The 12,918-nt window shown below is 57.0% G+C and carries 14 protein-coding genes, 3 tRNA genes and 1 other annotated feature; of the genes, 14 read left to right on the top strand and 3 right to left on the bottom strand.

The features are described from left to right. Nucleotides 1-27: 27 nt before the first annotated feature. Nucleotides 28-435 carry a hypothetical protein gene (locus ACZOF8_RS07355; RefSeq protein WP_288310372.1) on the bottom strand — a complete coding sequence of 136 codons (408 nt, stop codon included), beginning with the start codon at nucleotides 433-435 and terminating at the stop codon, nucleotides 28-30. Between the two features lie 146 nt (nucleotides 436-581). On the opposite strand from ACZOF8_RS07355, the gene ACZOF8_RS07350 reads away from it, so the two are divergent. Beyond that, nucleotides 582-1,349 carry an HAD family hydrolase gene (locus ACZOF8_RS07350; protein WP_154487838.1) on the top strand — a complete coding sequence of 256 codons (768 nt, stop codon included), beginning with the start codon at nucleotides 582-584 and terminating at the stop codon, nucleotides 1,347-1,349. Between the two features lie 35 nt (nucleotides 1,350-1,384). Beyond that, nucleotides 1,385-2,293, top strand: coding sequence for a protein-tyrosine phosphatase family protein (locus ACZOF8_RS07345; protein WP_154487837.1), 909 nt, complete (start codon nucleotides 1,385-1,387; stop codon nucleotides 2,291-2,293). 46 nt (nucleotides 2,294-2,339) lie between these two features. Here the strand turns inward: ACZOF8_RS07345 and cysK are convergent, their stop codons facing one another. Then, nucleotides 2,340-3,281, bottom strand: a complete 942-nt coding sequence (gene cysK / locus ACZOF8_RS07340) for a cysteine synthase A (RefSeq protein ID WP_022487656.1) — start codon at nucleotides 3,279-3,281, stop codon at nucleotides 2,340-2,342. Between the two features lie 211 nt (nucleotides 3,282-3,492). Beyond that, entirely contained in the window at nucleotides 3,493-4,191 is a 699-nt protein-coding gene (gene cysE / locus ACZOF8_RS07335) for a serine O-acetyltransferase (RefSeq protein WP_154487835.1), read from the bottom strand. Nucleotides 4,192-4,233: 42 nt separating this feature from the next. Then, nucleotides 4,234-4,451, bottom strand: a binding site (T-box leader). A gap of 137 nt (nucleotides 4,452-4,588) precedes the next feature. On the opposite strand from cysE, the gene ACZOF8_RS07330 reads away from it, so the two are divergent. The 12 genes from ACZOF8_RS07330 (at nucleotide 4,589) to ACZOF8_RS07275 (ending at nucleotide 12,864) form a co-directional block, all read left to right on the top strand. Continuing rightward, nucleotides 4,589-5,314 (top strand): L,D-transpeptidase, encoded by a 726-nt coding sequence (locus ACZOF8_RS07330; protein WP_022487654.1) that lies wholly within the window; start codon nucleotides 4,589-4,591, stop codon nucleotides 5,312-5,314. Between the two features lie 264 nt (nucleotides 5,315-5,578). After that, nucleotides 5,579-6,022: a transcriptional regulator PerR gene (gene perR / locus ACZOF8_RS07325; protein ID WP_154487834.1), complete on the top strand. Its 444-nt coding sequence runs from the start codon at nucleotides 5,579-5,581 to the stop codon at nucleotides 6,020-6,022. A gap of 136 nt (nucleotides 6,023-6,158) precedes the next feature. After that, nucleotides 6,159-6,944 (top strand): MBL fold metallo-hydrolase, encoded by a 786-nt coding sequence (locus ACZOF8_RS07320; RefSeq protein ID WP_154487833.1) that lies wholly within the window; start codon nucleotides 6,159-6,161, stop codon nucleotides 6,942-6,944. Between the two features lie 14 nt (nucleotides 6,945-6,958). Further along, nucleotides 6,959-8,089, top strand: coding sequence for a S1C family serine protease (locus ACZOF8_RS07315; RefSeq protein WP_195839606.1), 1,131 nt, complete (start codon nucleotides 6,959-6,961; stop codon nucleotides 8,087-8,089). Beyond that, complete coding sequence (gene rlmH, locus ACZOF8_RS07310) at nucleotides 8,086-8,568, top strand: 23S rRNA (pseudouridine(1915)-N(3))-methyltransferase RlmH (RefSeq protein ID WP_022487650.1); 483 nt, start codon at nucleotides 8,086-8,088, stop codon at nucleotides 8,566-8,568. The genes ACZOF8_RS07315 and rlmH overlap by 4 nt, the downstream gene beginning before the upstream one ends. Before the next feature lie 116 nt (nucleotides 8,569-8,684). Beyond that, nucleotides 8,685-9,809, top strand: coding sequence for a DUF362 domain-containing protein (locus tag ACZOF8_RS07305; RefSeq protein WP_022487649.1), 1,125 nt, complete (start codon nucleotides 8,685-8,687; stop codon nucleotides 9,807-9,809). Between the two features lie 98 nt (nucleotides 9,810-9,907). Next, nucleotides 9,908-10,654 (top strand): metallophosphoesterase, encoded by a 747-nt coding sequence (locus ACZOF8_RS07300; RefSeq protein ID WP_022487648.1) that lies wholly within the window; start codon nucleotides 9,908-9,910, stop codon nucleotides 10,652-10,654. A 174-nt stretch (nucleotides 10,655-10,828) separates the two neighbouring features. Beyond that, nucleotides 10,829-10,902, top strand: a tRNA-Gln gene (locus ACZOF8_RS07295). Nucleotides 10,903-11,014: 112 nt separating this feature from the next. Continuing rightward, nucleotides 11,015-11,088, top strand: a tRNA-Gln gene (locus tag ACZOF8_RS07290). Nucleotides 11,089-11,100: 12 nt separating this feature from the next. Next, nucleotides 11,101-11,175, top strand: a tRNA-Glu gene (locus ACZOF8_RS07285). 118 nt (nucleotides 11,176-11,293) lie between these two features. Next, a complete protein-coding gene (locus ACZOF8_RS07280) occupies nucleotides 11,294-12,259 on the top strand; it encodes a FecCD family ABC transporter permease (protein WP_154487831.1) in 966 nt (321 codons plus the stop codon). Between the two features lie 38 nt (nucleotides 12,260-12,297). After that, nucleotides 12,298-12,864 carry a flavin reductase family protein gene (locus ACZOF8_RS07275; RefSeq protein WP_022487645.1) on the top strand — a complete coding sequence of 189 codons (567 nt, stop codon included), beginning with the start codon at nucleotides 12,298-12,300 and terminating at the stop codon, nucleotides 12,862-12,864. Nucleotides 12,865-12,918 lie beyond the last annotated feature (54 nt).

Raw genomic sequence — 12,918 nt, 5'->3', positions numbered from 1 at the left:
GGCCCTGTGGACGCCGCTTATCGCCGCTTATCTCGCCTTCGGCTGGATCATGGGCGGAGTCTGGGCCTTGACCTTGGGACCGGTGGGCACGGGGCCCTGAGGCTGGGCAGGCTGGGGCAGAGGAGCGGCGGTTTGTTTGTTCATGGCCGGGGTCTGTTTCTGTCCGGCCTGGGGGAGAGATTTTTTCGGCCCTGCCGTCTTGGAACCGGTTTTCTGCTGGTCCATGATCCGGTTCCGCTCCTGGGCCGCTTTTTCCTCTGCCCGCTGGGTGGACAGGCTGCGCCAGAAAAAAAGACCGGCAGCCAGTACGGCAATCAGGATGATGGACAGGAGACGCTGGGGGGAGAAACGGTGTCTTTCCCTTGAAGAAGAGGCTGCCTCCGGCTGCTTTCCCTCCGGAAAGCCCGTCAGCCATTTCATGATTCTGCGAAGCATGGCAAAAATCCTTTCTTATAGAAAAAAGTACCGCCCGACTGAGCAGTCTGGCCGGCAGAATCTATTGTACATTTCCTGGGGGGAAAAAACAATGTGTGATATAATAAGAAATCATTGCGGCAATATGCAGGAAAAGGAAGGAATCCATGGCTAAAAAATATTTTTTCTTTGACATCGATCGGACCCTGGGGCTGGGAATCACCGGGCAGGTGCCGGAAGACACCCAGTACTGTGTGGATGAACTCCAGCGGCAGGGGCATTTTGTGGCCCTGGCCACAGGACGGCTCCAGTGCGATGCGGCGGCTTTTGCGGCCAAACACGGCATCCGTTCCATGGTGGCCGACGGGGGCAACAGCCTTACGGTGGACGGGAAGATCCTGGAGATGGAAGGGCTGCCCCTGGCACCGGCCAAGGCCCTGCTCCGGGAACTGACGGAACGGAACCAGCCCTGGTCCGTGGTGCTGGACAACACCCTGGACCGGTACACTCCCTATCCGGATTATCCCCGGGAGGATCCGGGAAACTACATGAACACCAAAGTCCAGCCGGTGGACATCGACGGCCTGGAACAGGTGTACAAAATCATGTATGTCCGGGAACAGCCGGGCACGGAACCGGCGGACCGGCGGCAGCTGCCCCATCTGCCCTTCATCGACAACACCTGGCTGGTGGAACCGGTGGACAAGGGGGCCGGCATCGAAAAGCTTATGGGCCTTATGGGAGCGGATCCCAAAGATGCGGTGGTGTTCGGAGACGGACTCAATGACATCACCATGTTCCGGAAGCCTTTTTTCGGGGTGGCCATGGGGAACGCCCGGCCGGTGATCAAGGTCCGGGCGGACTACATCACCGACGACAACGACAAGGGAGGCATCCTCAATGCCTGCCGGAAGTTCGGGTGGATAAGAGATTAGTGCAGAGTGCAGAGGAAAGAGGGAAAAGGAGTAAGATGAAAATTTGGAAAATCGTGACAGGGGTGCTGGTGTTCAGCCAGATTTCTCTGGGGATGGCCCTGGCGGCGGCCCCGGCCCTTGATAAAATCGTCAAACCTTCCAAGGGCTATGTGTGGCGTCTGGATGCGGCCAACAAACTCCGGCTGCCCCGGTCCTGGCGGGTGGACCCTGCCAACCGGATGAGCGGCAGCGGCCAGCCTTCCATCCTGAATCTGGCGGCGCTGACCCAGGAACTGCAGAAACAGGGCATCCAGCCAAAACAGGTGATCCTGGTGGACCTGCGCCAGGAGGACCATGGATACCTGAACGGCACGGCGGTAAGCTGGTACGGGGAAAACAACTGGGCCAATGTGGGAAAATCCGATGCCGCCATCCGGAAGGAGGAAGCCCGGCGGCTGGAAAAGGAAGAAAACCGGGAAACACCCTACTACCATCTGGACAAAAAGAAAAAGCCCCATTACAAGGGAACGGAAAAAGTCCAGGCGGCCCTGACGGAACAGCAGGCAGCGGCTCTGTTCGGCCTGGGCTATGCCCGGTTTGCCAGTACGGACCATACCTGGCCGGAACCGGCGGAAGTGGACGCCTTCCTCCAGTGGCAGAAAAACCTGCCGGCGGATGCCTGGCTCCATTTCCACTGCCAGGCCGGGAAAGGCCGGACCACCGCCTACATGATCATGCGGGATATCTGGCTCAACGGGCAGCAGGACAGTCTGGAAACCATCTGCGCCCGGCAGCATGCCCTGGGGGGACAGGATGTGCTCCACATGACCCATAAGGAAGAGTGGCGCCAGACCATCGACGACCAGAAAATCTACCGGCTGAAGCAGTTCTATACATATGTAAAAGAACTCCAACAGGGAAAAATCACCCAAAGCTGGACGGATTATCTGAAAGAGAATCCGTGAAAAAAGGAGTGCTGCACACATTGCGTGCAGCACTCCTTTTTCAGTCTCAGTCTTCCTTCTTCAGGAACCCGGGAGTGGTCAGATACCGGTCTCCGTTGTCCGGCAGCAGCACCACCAGGGTCTTGCCTTTGTTTTCCGGCCGTTTGGCTACTTCCACTGCGGCGTACAGGGCAGCCCCGCCGGAAATCCCGATCAGGAACCCTTCATGATGGATGAAGTCCCGGGCGGTTTCGTAGGCCTGGTCCGTGGAAGCCGTGAGGATTTCATCGTAGATCTTGGTGTTCAGGGTCTTGGGCAGGAAGTTGGTGCCGATGCCCTGGATCTTGTGGGGACCGGGTTTGCCCTGGCTCAGCAGGGGAGAATCCGCCGGTTCCACAGCTACCACTTTTACGGACGGTTTCTTTTCCTTCAAATATTCCCCAACACCGGTCAGGGTACCGCCGGTACCCACACCGGCTACGAAAATATCCACGGCACCGTCGGTGTCTTCATAGATTTCCGGGCCCGTAGTGGCTTTGTGGGCAGCAGGGTTGGCCGGGTTGTCGAACTGTTCCGGGATGAAGCTGCCGGGAATGGAGGCGGCCAGTTCCTTGGCTTTTTCCACAGAGCCTGCAATGCCCTTCTTGGCTTCGGTCAGCACCACTTCGGCACCATAGGCGGCAATCATGTTCCGCCGTTCAATGGACATGGTTTCCGGCATTACCATAATGGCCCGGTAGCCTTTCATGGCAGCTACAGCCGCCAGGCCGATGCCCGTGTTGCCGCTGGTGGGCTCAATGATCACACCGCCCTTTTTCAGCACCCCCCGTTTTTCCGCATCTTCAATCATGGCCTTGGCAATCCGGTCCTTGGCGGAGCCAGCCGGGTTGAAGCTTTCCAGCTTCACCAGCAGCCGGGCCTGGAGGTTCTTGTCCGCTCCGAACTTCACCGGTTCCAGCAGAGGGGTATGGCCGATCAGATCCAGTACGCTTGTATAGATTTTAGACATAATCATCTCTCCTTTATCACTGACAGAAATGGAATTTTCAACATTCAATGCATTTGGACTGCGTTCCCGGGAACGTCAACATCGGGGTCCCAGGGGCTTGTTCCACCAGTTTTGCTGCAAGGGGAAAACCTCCTTTTTCCAAGGGAAATACTAGGATATCTCTTCCGAAAAAAAGTGCCGGAGCACTTTTTTTCGGAAGTTGACAACACAATCAGCGGAAGTTCACAACCTGCTTCAGGACCGGACCTTCCTGCTGGGCCTTCAGATCGCTGACCTGCCGCTTCAGCAGGGCCACCTGTTTTTCCAGGGCGGCGATCTGGTCCTCAATGGGATCCGGCAGCCGGTTGTGGTTCAGGTCCACGTCCCGCTCAGAATGGGCGGGAGCCACCCGGACCCCCTTCCGGGCCACCACATGGCCGGGGATGCCCACCACCGTGGCATAGGGAGGGACTTCCTTCAGCACCACGCTGCCGGCACCGATCTTGGCCCCTTCTCCCACGGTGAAGGAACCAAGCACCTTGGCTCCGCAGGCCACCACCACATAATCTCCGATGGTGGGATGCCGTTTGCCCTTTTCCTTGCCGGTGCCTCCCAGGGTCACCCCCTGGTACAGGGAAACATTGTTTCCAATAATGGTGGTTTCCCCGATGACGATGCCGGATCCATGGTCGATGAACAGCCCTTCCCCGATCTGGGCCCCGGGATGGATCTCGATGCCGGTGGCCAGCCGGGCTAGGGTGGAAATGAAACGGGCGGTGACGAACCAGGATCTTTTATAGAAGAAATGGGAAAGCCGGTAGGCCCAGATGGCGTGGAGTCCCGAGTAACAGAGCACGACTTCCAGGGTGTTCTTCACCGCCGGATCCCGTTGTTTGATGACTCGGATGTCGTTGCGCATGGATGCAAACATAGCTTTCTCCTCCCCTTTGGATACAAAAAAAGACCGCCTCTTCCCAGAGGCGATCTCTCGCGGTTCCACTCTGATTGCAGCCAGACTTCGGCTGCCTCTCATACCGGTAACGGCGGCTGCCCGGAAGGCCCTACTTACGTTCAGGTCTTCAGCTCCCAAAGGCATTCCATCTTCTGAAGCTTCGGCGCAAACTTTCAGCCGGTGATTCGCGCTCTCTGTGCCACTTTTTGAAGTGTACTTGTTTTGGTCATTGCCATTGTGTTTTTCACGTTGACTGTATAGTAACCTTTTTCGATACACTTGTCAAGAGAATTTTAAAAAATTTTAAAAGGGAGGGATTGCAGGGAGAAAGGGGGGATGGTATCATAAGGCTTGCATAAAGAAAGAGGGATGTTTTATGGACGGAAGGAAAAAGAGGACGGAAGGGTCCCGGAACCATAGGGGAAAGACCGTAATGCTGGGGGTATCCGCCCTGGTGTTCCTGGGGGTGCTGCTCACCGGCTGCTTTGCCCTGGGGTACAAGGGCGTGGGAGCTCCCGGACCTACGGTGCCGGTCAAAAAGACGGAAACGGTGAAAAAAGAACAGCCGGCCCTGCCGGAAAAGAAGGAGACACCGGTGGAAAGCCTCCAGAAGAAACAGGAGGAACCCAAAGCGGCGGAACCCCAGCCGGCGGCGGAGCAGCCTCTGGTGCCCGGGAAAAAGTACACGGTGCTGGTGGACAAAAGCGACCACAAACTGTACCTGAAGGACGGGGATACGGTAGTCCGGACCTGGGGCTGTGCCATCGGCAAAGGAGGCCTGGGCCAGAAGGAACGCCGGGGAGACAACATGACCCCTGTAGGGACCTTCCGGGTTGATGAAATCGACGACGCTTCCGGCTGGACCCATGATTTCGGAGACGGGAACGGAGAGATCCAGGGAGCTTACGGACCCTGGTTCCTGAGCCTGGATACGGAAGACCTGAGCCAGGGGAACTGGGACGGTATCGGGATCCACGGTACCCATGATCCAGCTTCCATCGGCACCGACGCTTCCGAAGGCTGCGTCCGGCTGGACAACGGCAACCTCCGGGAACTGGAAAAAGTGGCCTATGTGGGGATGCCGGTAACCATCCAGGACTGATATTCATGGCCCATTCATGGAAATAGGGTATGCTGGGAACCCTTGAAGGAAAAAGTTCTATTGACTCGGAATGAATTTTACCTTTTCTGCCGAGACAAAGAATAAAATAAAAAGTATAAAGAAAAGTAATAATAACTATTGGAAACCTTTAAACCCTTATTTTACATGGTGTAAATCAACAAAAAACAGTTGACGAAAAAGACACAAAAAGTTATACTAATTGTAGTAATCATTATCCAAAAGTGCAAGACGCAAAATGAAGGAATGGAGGTGTTGATTACGCTTACTGCTGCTGAACTGGCCAAACTGCTCCGGGACAACGGATGCAAGGTGACCCCTCAGAGACTGGCTGTTTATGACATGCTGGCCCATACAACGGAACATCCTACAGCGGAAATGATCTACAACAAGGTGAAGGAAAAATACCCCACCATGAGTTTTGCCACGGTGTACAAATCCGTGGAGATCTTCAGCAAGCTGCATATCATCCAGGTGCTGAACACCGGGGAAGACAGCTTCCGCTACGATGCCAATGTGATGGAACATCCCCACATCCGCTGCATGAAATGCGGCAAAGTCTGTGATGTGCCCCATCTGGACGCCAAAGCCATCGAAGATAAGGTGGCCAAGGAAACAGGCTTTACGGTACAGGGCCATCAGTTCTACTTCTACGGGCTGTGCGCAGACTGTCAGAGCCAGAAAAACTGAACCTGAAGAAAAAATGCCGGACTCGGAGAGTTCGGTGTTTTTTTACATTTCTTTCCCGGTTTTTGCTATAATAATAAGTATAATAGCGGGGTGGGAACAGCTGCCCCGACATTTTTGTATGGAACGGTGTTATCCCATGACCTTAACCAATTTTGAAGTGGACGTGCTGGCCAGCGGCAGCAAGGGGAATTCTACCCTGATCCGTGCCGGTCAGACGGCCATCCTGATCGATGCGGGGATTTCCTGCCGGCGGATCGTCCAGGGCCTGAAGCGCTGTGGACTGGAACCGGAAGATCTCAGCGGGGTGTTCCTGACCCATGAACACAGGGACCATGTGGCCGGACTGGATGTATTCGCCCGGCACTACAGCTCCGTTCCGGTGTTTGCCAACGAGCGGACCTGGGCCCAGCTGCCTGTCCGGCGCCAGCTGCCCCGGCCTCAGGTACGGGTGATTCCCCGGAGCTGCACCATGGGGAACCTGCGGATCGAACCGTTCCGGATCCCTCACGATGCAGTGGATCCGGTAGGATATGCCATCTTCAACGGAGATGAGAAATGCACCTACCTGACGGACTGCGGAATCATCACGAAAGCAGTGGAACAGGCGGCGGAAGGGGCTTCCGTCATGGTCCTGGAAGCCAACCATGATGAGTCCATGCTCCGGAACGGGCCTTACCCGGTGGCCCTCCAGAACCGGATCCTGGGCCGGGAAGGCCATCTGTCCAACCGGACGGCAGGCCAGTTCCTCACTTCCCTGGAAGACCCTCCTTCGGAAGTGATCCTGGCCCATCTCAGTGAAAAGAACAATACGCCGGATGTTGCCTACCGGACCGTACGGGAAGTTCTGGAGGACTGTCCCCGGACCCGGGAAATCCAGCTGTATGTGGCACAGCAGCAGGAAATGGTCAGCAATGTCCGCTGAAAAGGAGTAAAACCATGAAACATACCATTACCAAGAAAACCCTGAGCACCCTGGTGGCTCTTTCCTTAAGCGCCAGCTTCCTCACCGCCGGCTGCGGCCTGGCCAGCAACAAGACGGCTGCCAAAACGGAAAACAAGCCGGCCCTGACCCAGGAACAGCAGACCAAAAAGGCGGAAGCCAATATGAGCGCCGCCCGGAACACCCCCATTGTCCAGGCCGCCAAGAAGGTGGGCCCGGCTGTAGTGGGTATCACCAACAAGGCCCTGGTACGGGATTACTTCAACCGGACCCAGCTGGTGGAACAGGGCAGCGGTTCCGGGGTGATCTACAGCAAGGACGGGCTCATCGCCACCAACAACCATGTGGTGGCCGGTGCCCAGGAAATCGTGGTGAGCCTGCCTGACGGAAAGACCTATAACGGAAAAGTGCTGGGCACCGACCCCAATACGGATCTGGCGGTAGTGAAAATCGATGCAGATGAGGAACTGCCGGTGGCGGAATTCGGGGATTCTGATTCTCTGATGGTGGGGGAACCGGCCATTGCCATCGGGAACCCCCTGGGCATGGAATTCCGGGGCAGTGTCACCGCCGGGGTGATCAGCGCCCTGAACCGGTCCCTGGACATGGGTGAACGGCGGTTCCGGCTGATCCAGACCGATGCGGCCATCAACCCGGGGAATTCCGGCGGGGCCCTGGTGAACGCGGACGGTCAGGTGATCGGCATCAACAGTGCCAAGATTGCCGCTTCCGGGGTGGAAGGCATTGGTTTTGCCATTCCCATCAACGAGGCCAAGCCCATCCTGAAGGAACTGGCGGAAAAAGGACGGGTGGTCCGGCCTTATCTGGGGGTCAGCCTGCTGGATCAGACCCTGGCCAAACGGCTGGGCATCGATCTGGACCTGAGAGGAGGGCTGTTCGTCGTAAAGATGTTTCAAGACGGTCCTGCATACCGTGGAGGCATTCGTCCAAACGATATTATCGTTAAGTTCAACGGTACTAAAGTGGCTTCTGTAGCCGATCTCCGGGATGCCCTGGGCAAATGTCAGGTGGGACAGCAGGTGCCGGTGACCATCCTCCGGGGAGATGAAGAAGTGAACAAGACCGTCACTCTTACGGAAATGCCCCAGCAGAGCAGCCAGCAATGATCAGGATCACCCTGGCCTGCGCAGGCAAACTGAAGGAAAAGTACCTCCGGGAGGCGGAACAGGAATTCACCAAGCGGCTGGGCGCTTACTGCCAGCTGGAAACCCGGTGCATCAACGAAGAGAAGATGCCCGATGATCCGTCCCCGGCGGTGAAGGAACAGGTGCTGGCCCGGGAAACGGACCGGATCCTGAAGCTGATCCCGGAACACAGTTTCGTCATCCTGCTGGATCTTACGGGGAAGGAAATCTCTTCCCCCCAGCTGGCGGAAAAAATGGAACAGTGGATGGTGGAGGGGGTGAGCCATCTGACCTTTGTGATCGGAGGTCCGTTTGGCTACACCGACGCCCTGCGGAAACGGGCGGATTTCCGGTGGAGCTTCTCACCGCTGACCTTCACCCATCAGATGATCCGGATCCTGCTTTTGGAGCAGATCTACCGGGCCTTCAAGATCATGCGGAAAGAAAAATACCATCACTGAAAAAGACCGGACTGGAACCTGCAGGTTGTGCGGAATCCGAGAGGGACCAGCCCGGCTTTTTGGAAAACAGCGGATAGCGGGAGTGCTCCCGGTTATCCAGCAAGGGGAGTGGAAACATGGAAAAGGCAAAAGTGTATTTTACGGATTTCCGGTGTCCGGTGGGCACCAGTGCACTGGAGAAGCTCCAGCGGCTGTGCAGGGCAGCCCATATGGGAGACATTGACTTCCAGGGGAAATTCACCGCCATCAAGATGCATTTCGGGGAACTGGGGAACCTGGCCACCATCCGGCCCCAGTATGTAAAGGCGGTGGCGGACCTGGTGAAGGAATGGGGCGGCAAACCCTTCCTCACCGACTGCAACACCCTGTATCCCGGCAGCCGGAAAAATGCCCTGGACCATCTGGACTGTGCCGCCATCAACGGGTACAACACCATTACCACCGGCTGTCAGGTGATCATCGGGGATGGCCTCCGGGGCACGGATGAAGTGGAAGTGCCGGTTCCCGGCGGGGAATACATCCAAAAAGCCAAAATCGGCCGGGCCATTATGGATGCGGATGTATTCATCAGCCTGGCCCATTTCAAGGGCCATGAAGCCACCGGCTTCGGCGGTGCGGTAAAGAACGTGGGCATGGGCTGCGGCAGCCGGGCCGGGAAAATGGAACAGCATTCCTCCGGCAAGCCCAAGGTGGATGAAGAACTGTGCCGGGGCTGCGGCCGGTGTGCCAAAGAATGCGGCAGCGATGCCATTTCCTATATCAATCACAAGGCTCACATCGATGAGGAAAAATGTGCCGGATGCGGCCGCTGCATCGGGGCCTGCGGGTTCGACGCCATCCAGAGCGTCCAGTGGGATGCCAATGAGCTGCTGGACCGGAAAATGGCGGAATATGCCCTGGCCGTGGTCCATGGCCGTCCCTGCTTCTATATCAACATGGTGATGGATATTTCTCCCAACTGTGACTGCCACGGGGAAAACGACGCACCCATCCTGCCCAATATCGGCATGTTTGCGTCCTTTGACCCCATTGCCCTGGATCAGGCCTGTGCCGATGCCTGTCAGAAGGCCCAGCCCCTGCCCAACAGCCAGCTGGCGGACCACTTGGCCCAGAAGGACTGGGAATGCCACCACGACCACTTCCTGGACAGCAATCCCCGGGTGGACTGGGCCACCACCCTGGAACACGGAGAAAAGATCGGACTGGGGACCAGAGCATATGAACTGGTTGCGCTGAAATGATCAGAGAGGGTACTGCGGCCATAGGCGGTACCCTCTTTTTATCCATCTGGAACCCTCCGGACAAATAGAGTACAATAGGGGAAAAGGAGGTGGATCAGATGGCACTTTATGCCTTGGGAGATCTCCATCTGGCCTTTCAGCGGCCGGAGAAATCCATGGATGCCATGGGGCCCGTCTGGGTCCGCCACGAGGAAAAAATCTGGAAGAACTGCCAGGAACTGGTGCAGCCGGGGGATACCCTGGTGCTGGTAGGGGATCATTCCTGGGGACGGAAGCTGTACCAGTGCCGGGAGGACCTGGACTTCATTGCCAATCTGCCGGGACGGAAGATCCTGATCCGGGGGAACCATGACATGTTCTGGGAAGCTCAGAAAACCGACGCCCTGAACCAGGAGTATGCCGGAAAACTCTTCTTCCTCCAGAACAATTTCGCAGCCTACCGGGACTATGCCCTGGTGGGGACCAAGGGATTCACCTTTGAGGGACCCTTTCTGATCAACCGGTTTACCGGAGAAGTGCTCAGCTGGGACCAGGAGGCGGAAAAACACGCTCAAAAACTGGTCCGCCGGGAAGCCATCCGTCTGGAGGATTCCTTCCGGAAAGCCCAGGACGCGGGGTACCGGAAGTTCCTGGTGTTCCTCCACTATCCTCCCACCAATATCCTGGAAGAGGAGAGCATCTTTACCCGGATGGCGGAGAAATACGGAGCGGAACAGGTGATCTATGCCCACTGTCACGGAGAAGCCCAGTTCCAGGACAGTATCCTGGGGCTCCATAAAGGCATCCGGTACCGGCTGGTCTCCGGAGACTACCTGGATTTCCGGCCGGAAAAGATCCTGGACTGAAAGTTTTTCAGATTGAATATAAAAAATACGGGAAAATCAAAAGTTTTTAGTTTCCATGTTAAAAACTTTTGATTTTCCTACTTTTTTTTAGGAAAAAGTAAAAAAATCCCTTGCATTTTTTTGCCCTCCGTCGTATACTAAGAAAGTACTCTTTGAGAGAGCAAAGAGAGTTACTCCGGGATGGTGTAATGGTAGCACAGGAGATTCTGGATCTTCTAGTCTGGGTTCGAGCCCTAGTCCCGGAGCCATTTTTTTATCCAGAAACCGGCCACTGCGAAAGCGGTGGTTTTTCTTTTGGCATTTTGGAAAAAATCCTTGCAATTTCTTTTGGGTATGCTATAATAATTGAGTAAGCTTTCTTCCGGGATGGTGTAATGGTAGCACAGGAGATTCTGGATCTTCTAGTCTGGGTTCGAGCCCTAGTCCCGGAGCCATTTTTTTATCTTGGCGCCATGGTCAAGCGGCTAAGACGTCGCCCTCTCAAGGCGAAATCACGAGTTCGATTCTCGTTGGCGCTACCAGGTCAATACGTGGGAATCCCCTATGGGCCATGCACTCGTGAGGATGGAACTGCATTATATAAAAGACAGACGCTCCCTTTGGGGAACGTCTTTTTTGTTTGTGAGAAAGGAGAAAGACATGAAAGGAAAAGCCTGGGCCAGGCTGCTGGGACTGCTGCTGGTTCCGGTGTGCCTCCTGTCCCTGTTCAGCGGCCAGGTGCCCGTGTCTCCCCTGGGGCTGTTCCAGGGAGGATGGAGCCCTTTGGAAGTAAATGTGCTGTGGAATCTCCGGCTGCCCCGGCTGCTGCTGGGCCTGGGTACGGGAGCGGCTCTGGGGGCTTCCGGCACGGTCCTCCAGGGCATCTTCGGGAATCCCCTGGCGGATCCGGGGATCCTGGGGGTCACCGGCGGGGCTTCCCTGGGGGCGGTGGTGATGCTGCTCACCGGGCTGCCCCAGAAAAGCTACTGGTTCCTGCCCCTGGGGGCCTTTGCCGGGGCGGCCCTGGCCTCCTTTCTGGTGGGGCTCCTGGGCAGCCGGAGCCATGACCGGGTGAAGCTGCTCCTGTCCGGGGTGGCGGTGAGCCTGCTCTGCGGGGCCCTGACCGCCGGCCTTCTCAGCTTTGCCCCGGACGCCGTTATGCGCCAGTACTTTTTCTGGACCCTGGGGAACCTGGGAGTGGGCACCTGGCTCCAGGTGAAGCTGCTGCTGCCGGTGCTGGTAGGGGTGCTGGCCGTCCTGTGCCTTTGGGGCCGGCAGCTGAATGTGCTGAGCCTGGGCGAGGAACAGGCCCTGTCCCTGGGAATGGATGCCCCCTTCTGGCGGAAACTGCTGCTGGGGTGGCTGGCCCTTCTGATGGGACTTGGGGTATGCGCCGGAGGGAACATCGGTTTTGTGGGGCTCCTGGTGCCTCACTGCCTCCGGCTGCTGGCCGGACCGGACCATCGGACCCTGCTGCCGCTCAGCGCCCTGGGCGGGGGTCTGTTCCTGGTGTTCTGCGACAGCCTGGGCCGGCTGCTCCTGCCGGGGGGAGAGATCCGGGTGGGGATCATTACAGCTCTGTTCGGGGCCCCCTACTTCCTCTGGCTGCTGTGCCGGAAAAAGTGACAGTTATGGTATAATGGAACCAAAGGAGTGTGATATCCATGCGGAAAGATTTTGGCGCAAAGCCCCTGACCTATCCTCAGCCGGTGTACATGATCGGGACCTATGATGAACAGGGTGTGCCGGATGTGATGAATGCGGCCTGGGGCGGCATCAGCAATGATACGGAGATTTCCTTCTGCCTGGCCCGGACCCACAAAACCGTGGCCAACCTGAAGAAAACAGGAGCCTTCACCGTGAGCATGGCCACGGAAGACCAGCTGGCGGCCTGCGATTACCTGGGACTGGTTTCCGGGAACAAGGTACCGGACAAAGTGGCCCGGGCCGGATTCCATGTGGAGAAATCCAGCCGGGTGAATGCCCCCATCATTGCGGAACTGCCCATGGTACTGGAATGCCGGGTAAAGAGCTATGATGAGGAAAACGAGCGGCTGGTAGGCGAGATCCTCAACGTAAGCGCTGACGAAAGCATCCTCACCGACGGGAAAATCGACCCGGCCAAACTCCGTCCCCTGGTGCTGGATCCGGTGAACCACACCTATCTGGTGGCGGAGCGCGCAGTGGGCAAGGCTTTCGCCCACACGGAAGCGCCGGGAGAAACAAAATAACATTTCAAAGCCAGCGGTGCTGGCTTCCTTGGGCCGTTGACTGTTGACGGCTGA

It is taken from the genome of Acidaminococcus sp. (assembly GCF_057597765.1).
This window is presented reverse-complemented; position numbering and strand designations above follow the sequence as displayed.

Excerpts from the sequence above, each read along its gene's own strand:
- ACZOF8_RS07330 (WP_022487654.1), top strand. The coding sequence starts at position 4,589 with ATGGACGGAAGGAAAAAGAGGACGGAAGGGTCCCGGAACCATAGGGGA.
- cysE (WP_154487835.1), bottom strand. The coding sequence starts at position 4,191 with ATGTTTGCATCCATGCGCAACGACATCCGAGTCATCAAACAACGGGAT.
- ACZOF8_RS07350 (WP_154487838.1), top strand. The coding sequence starts at position 582 with ATGGCTAAAAAATATTTTTTCTTTGACATCGATCGGACCCTGGGGCTG.
- ACZOF8_RS07300 (WP_022487648.1), top strand. The coding sequence starts at position 9,908 with ATGGCACTTTATGCCTTGGGAGATCTCCATCTGGCCTTTCAGCGGCCG.
- ACZOF8_RS07305 (WP_022487649.1), top strand. The coding sequence starts at position 8,685 with ATGGAAAAGGCAAAAGTGTATTTTACGGATTTCCGGTGTCCGGTGGGC.
- ACZOF8_RS07320 (WP_154487833.1), top strand. The coding sequence starts at position 6,159 with ATGACCTTAACCAATTTTGAAGTGGACGTGCTGGCCAGCGGCAGCAAG.
- cysK (WP_022487656.1), bottom strand. The coding sequence starts at position 3,281 with ATGTCTAAAATCTATACAAGCGTACTGGATCTGATCGGCCATACCCCT.
- ACZOF8_RS07275 (WP_022487645.1), top strand. The coding sequence starts at position 12,298 with ATGCGGAAAGATTTTGGCGCAAAGCCCCTGACCTATCCTCAGCCGGTG.
- ACZOF8_RS07315 (WP_195839606.1), top strand. The coding sequence starts at position 6,959 with ATGAAACATACCATTACCAAGAAAACCCTGAGCACCCTGGTGGCTCTT.
- perR (WP_154487834.1), top strand. The coding sequence starts at position 5,579 with ATGGAGGTGTTGATTACGCTTACTGCTGCTGAACTGGCCAAACTGCTC.
- ACZOF8_RS07355 (WP_288310372.1), bottom strand. The coding sequence starts at position 435 with ATGCTTCGCAGAATCATGAAATGGCTGACGGGCTTTCCGGAGGGAAAG.
- rlmH (WP_022487650.1), top strand. The coding sequence starts at position 8,086 with ATGATCAGGATCACCCTGGCCTGCGCAGGCAAACTGAAGGAAAAGTAC.
- ACZOF8_RS07345 (WP_154487837.1), top strand. The coding sequence starts at position 1,385 with ATGAAAATTTGGAAAATCGTGACAGGGGTGCTGGTGTTCAGCCAGATT.
- ACZOF8_RS07280 (WP_154487831.1), top strand. The coding sequence starts at position 11,294 with ATGAAAGGAAAAGCCTGGGCCAGGCTGCTGGGACTGCTGCTGGTTCCG.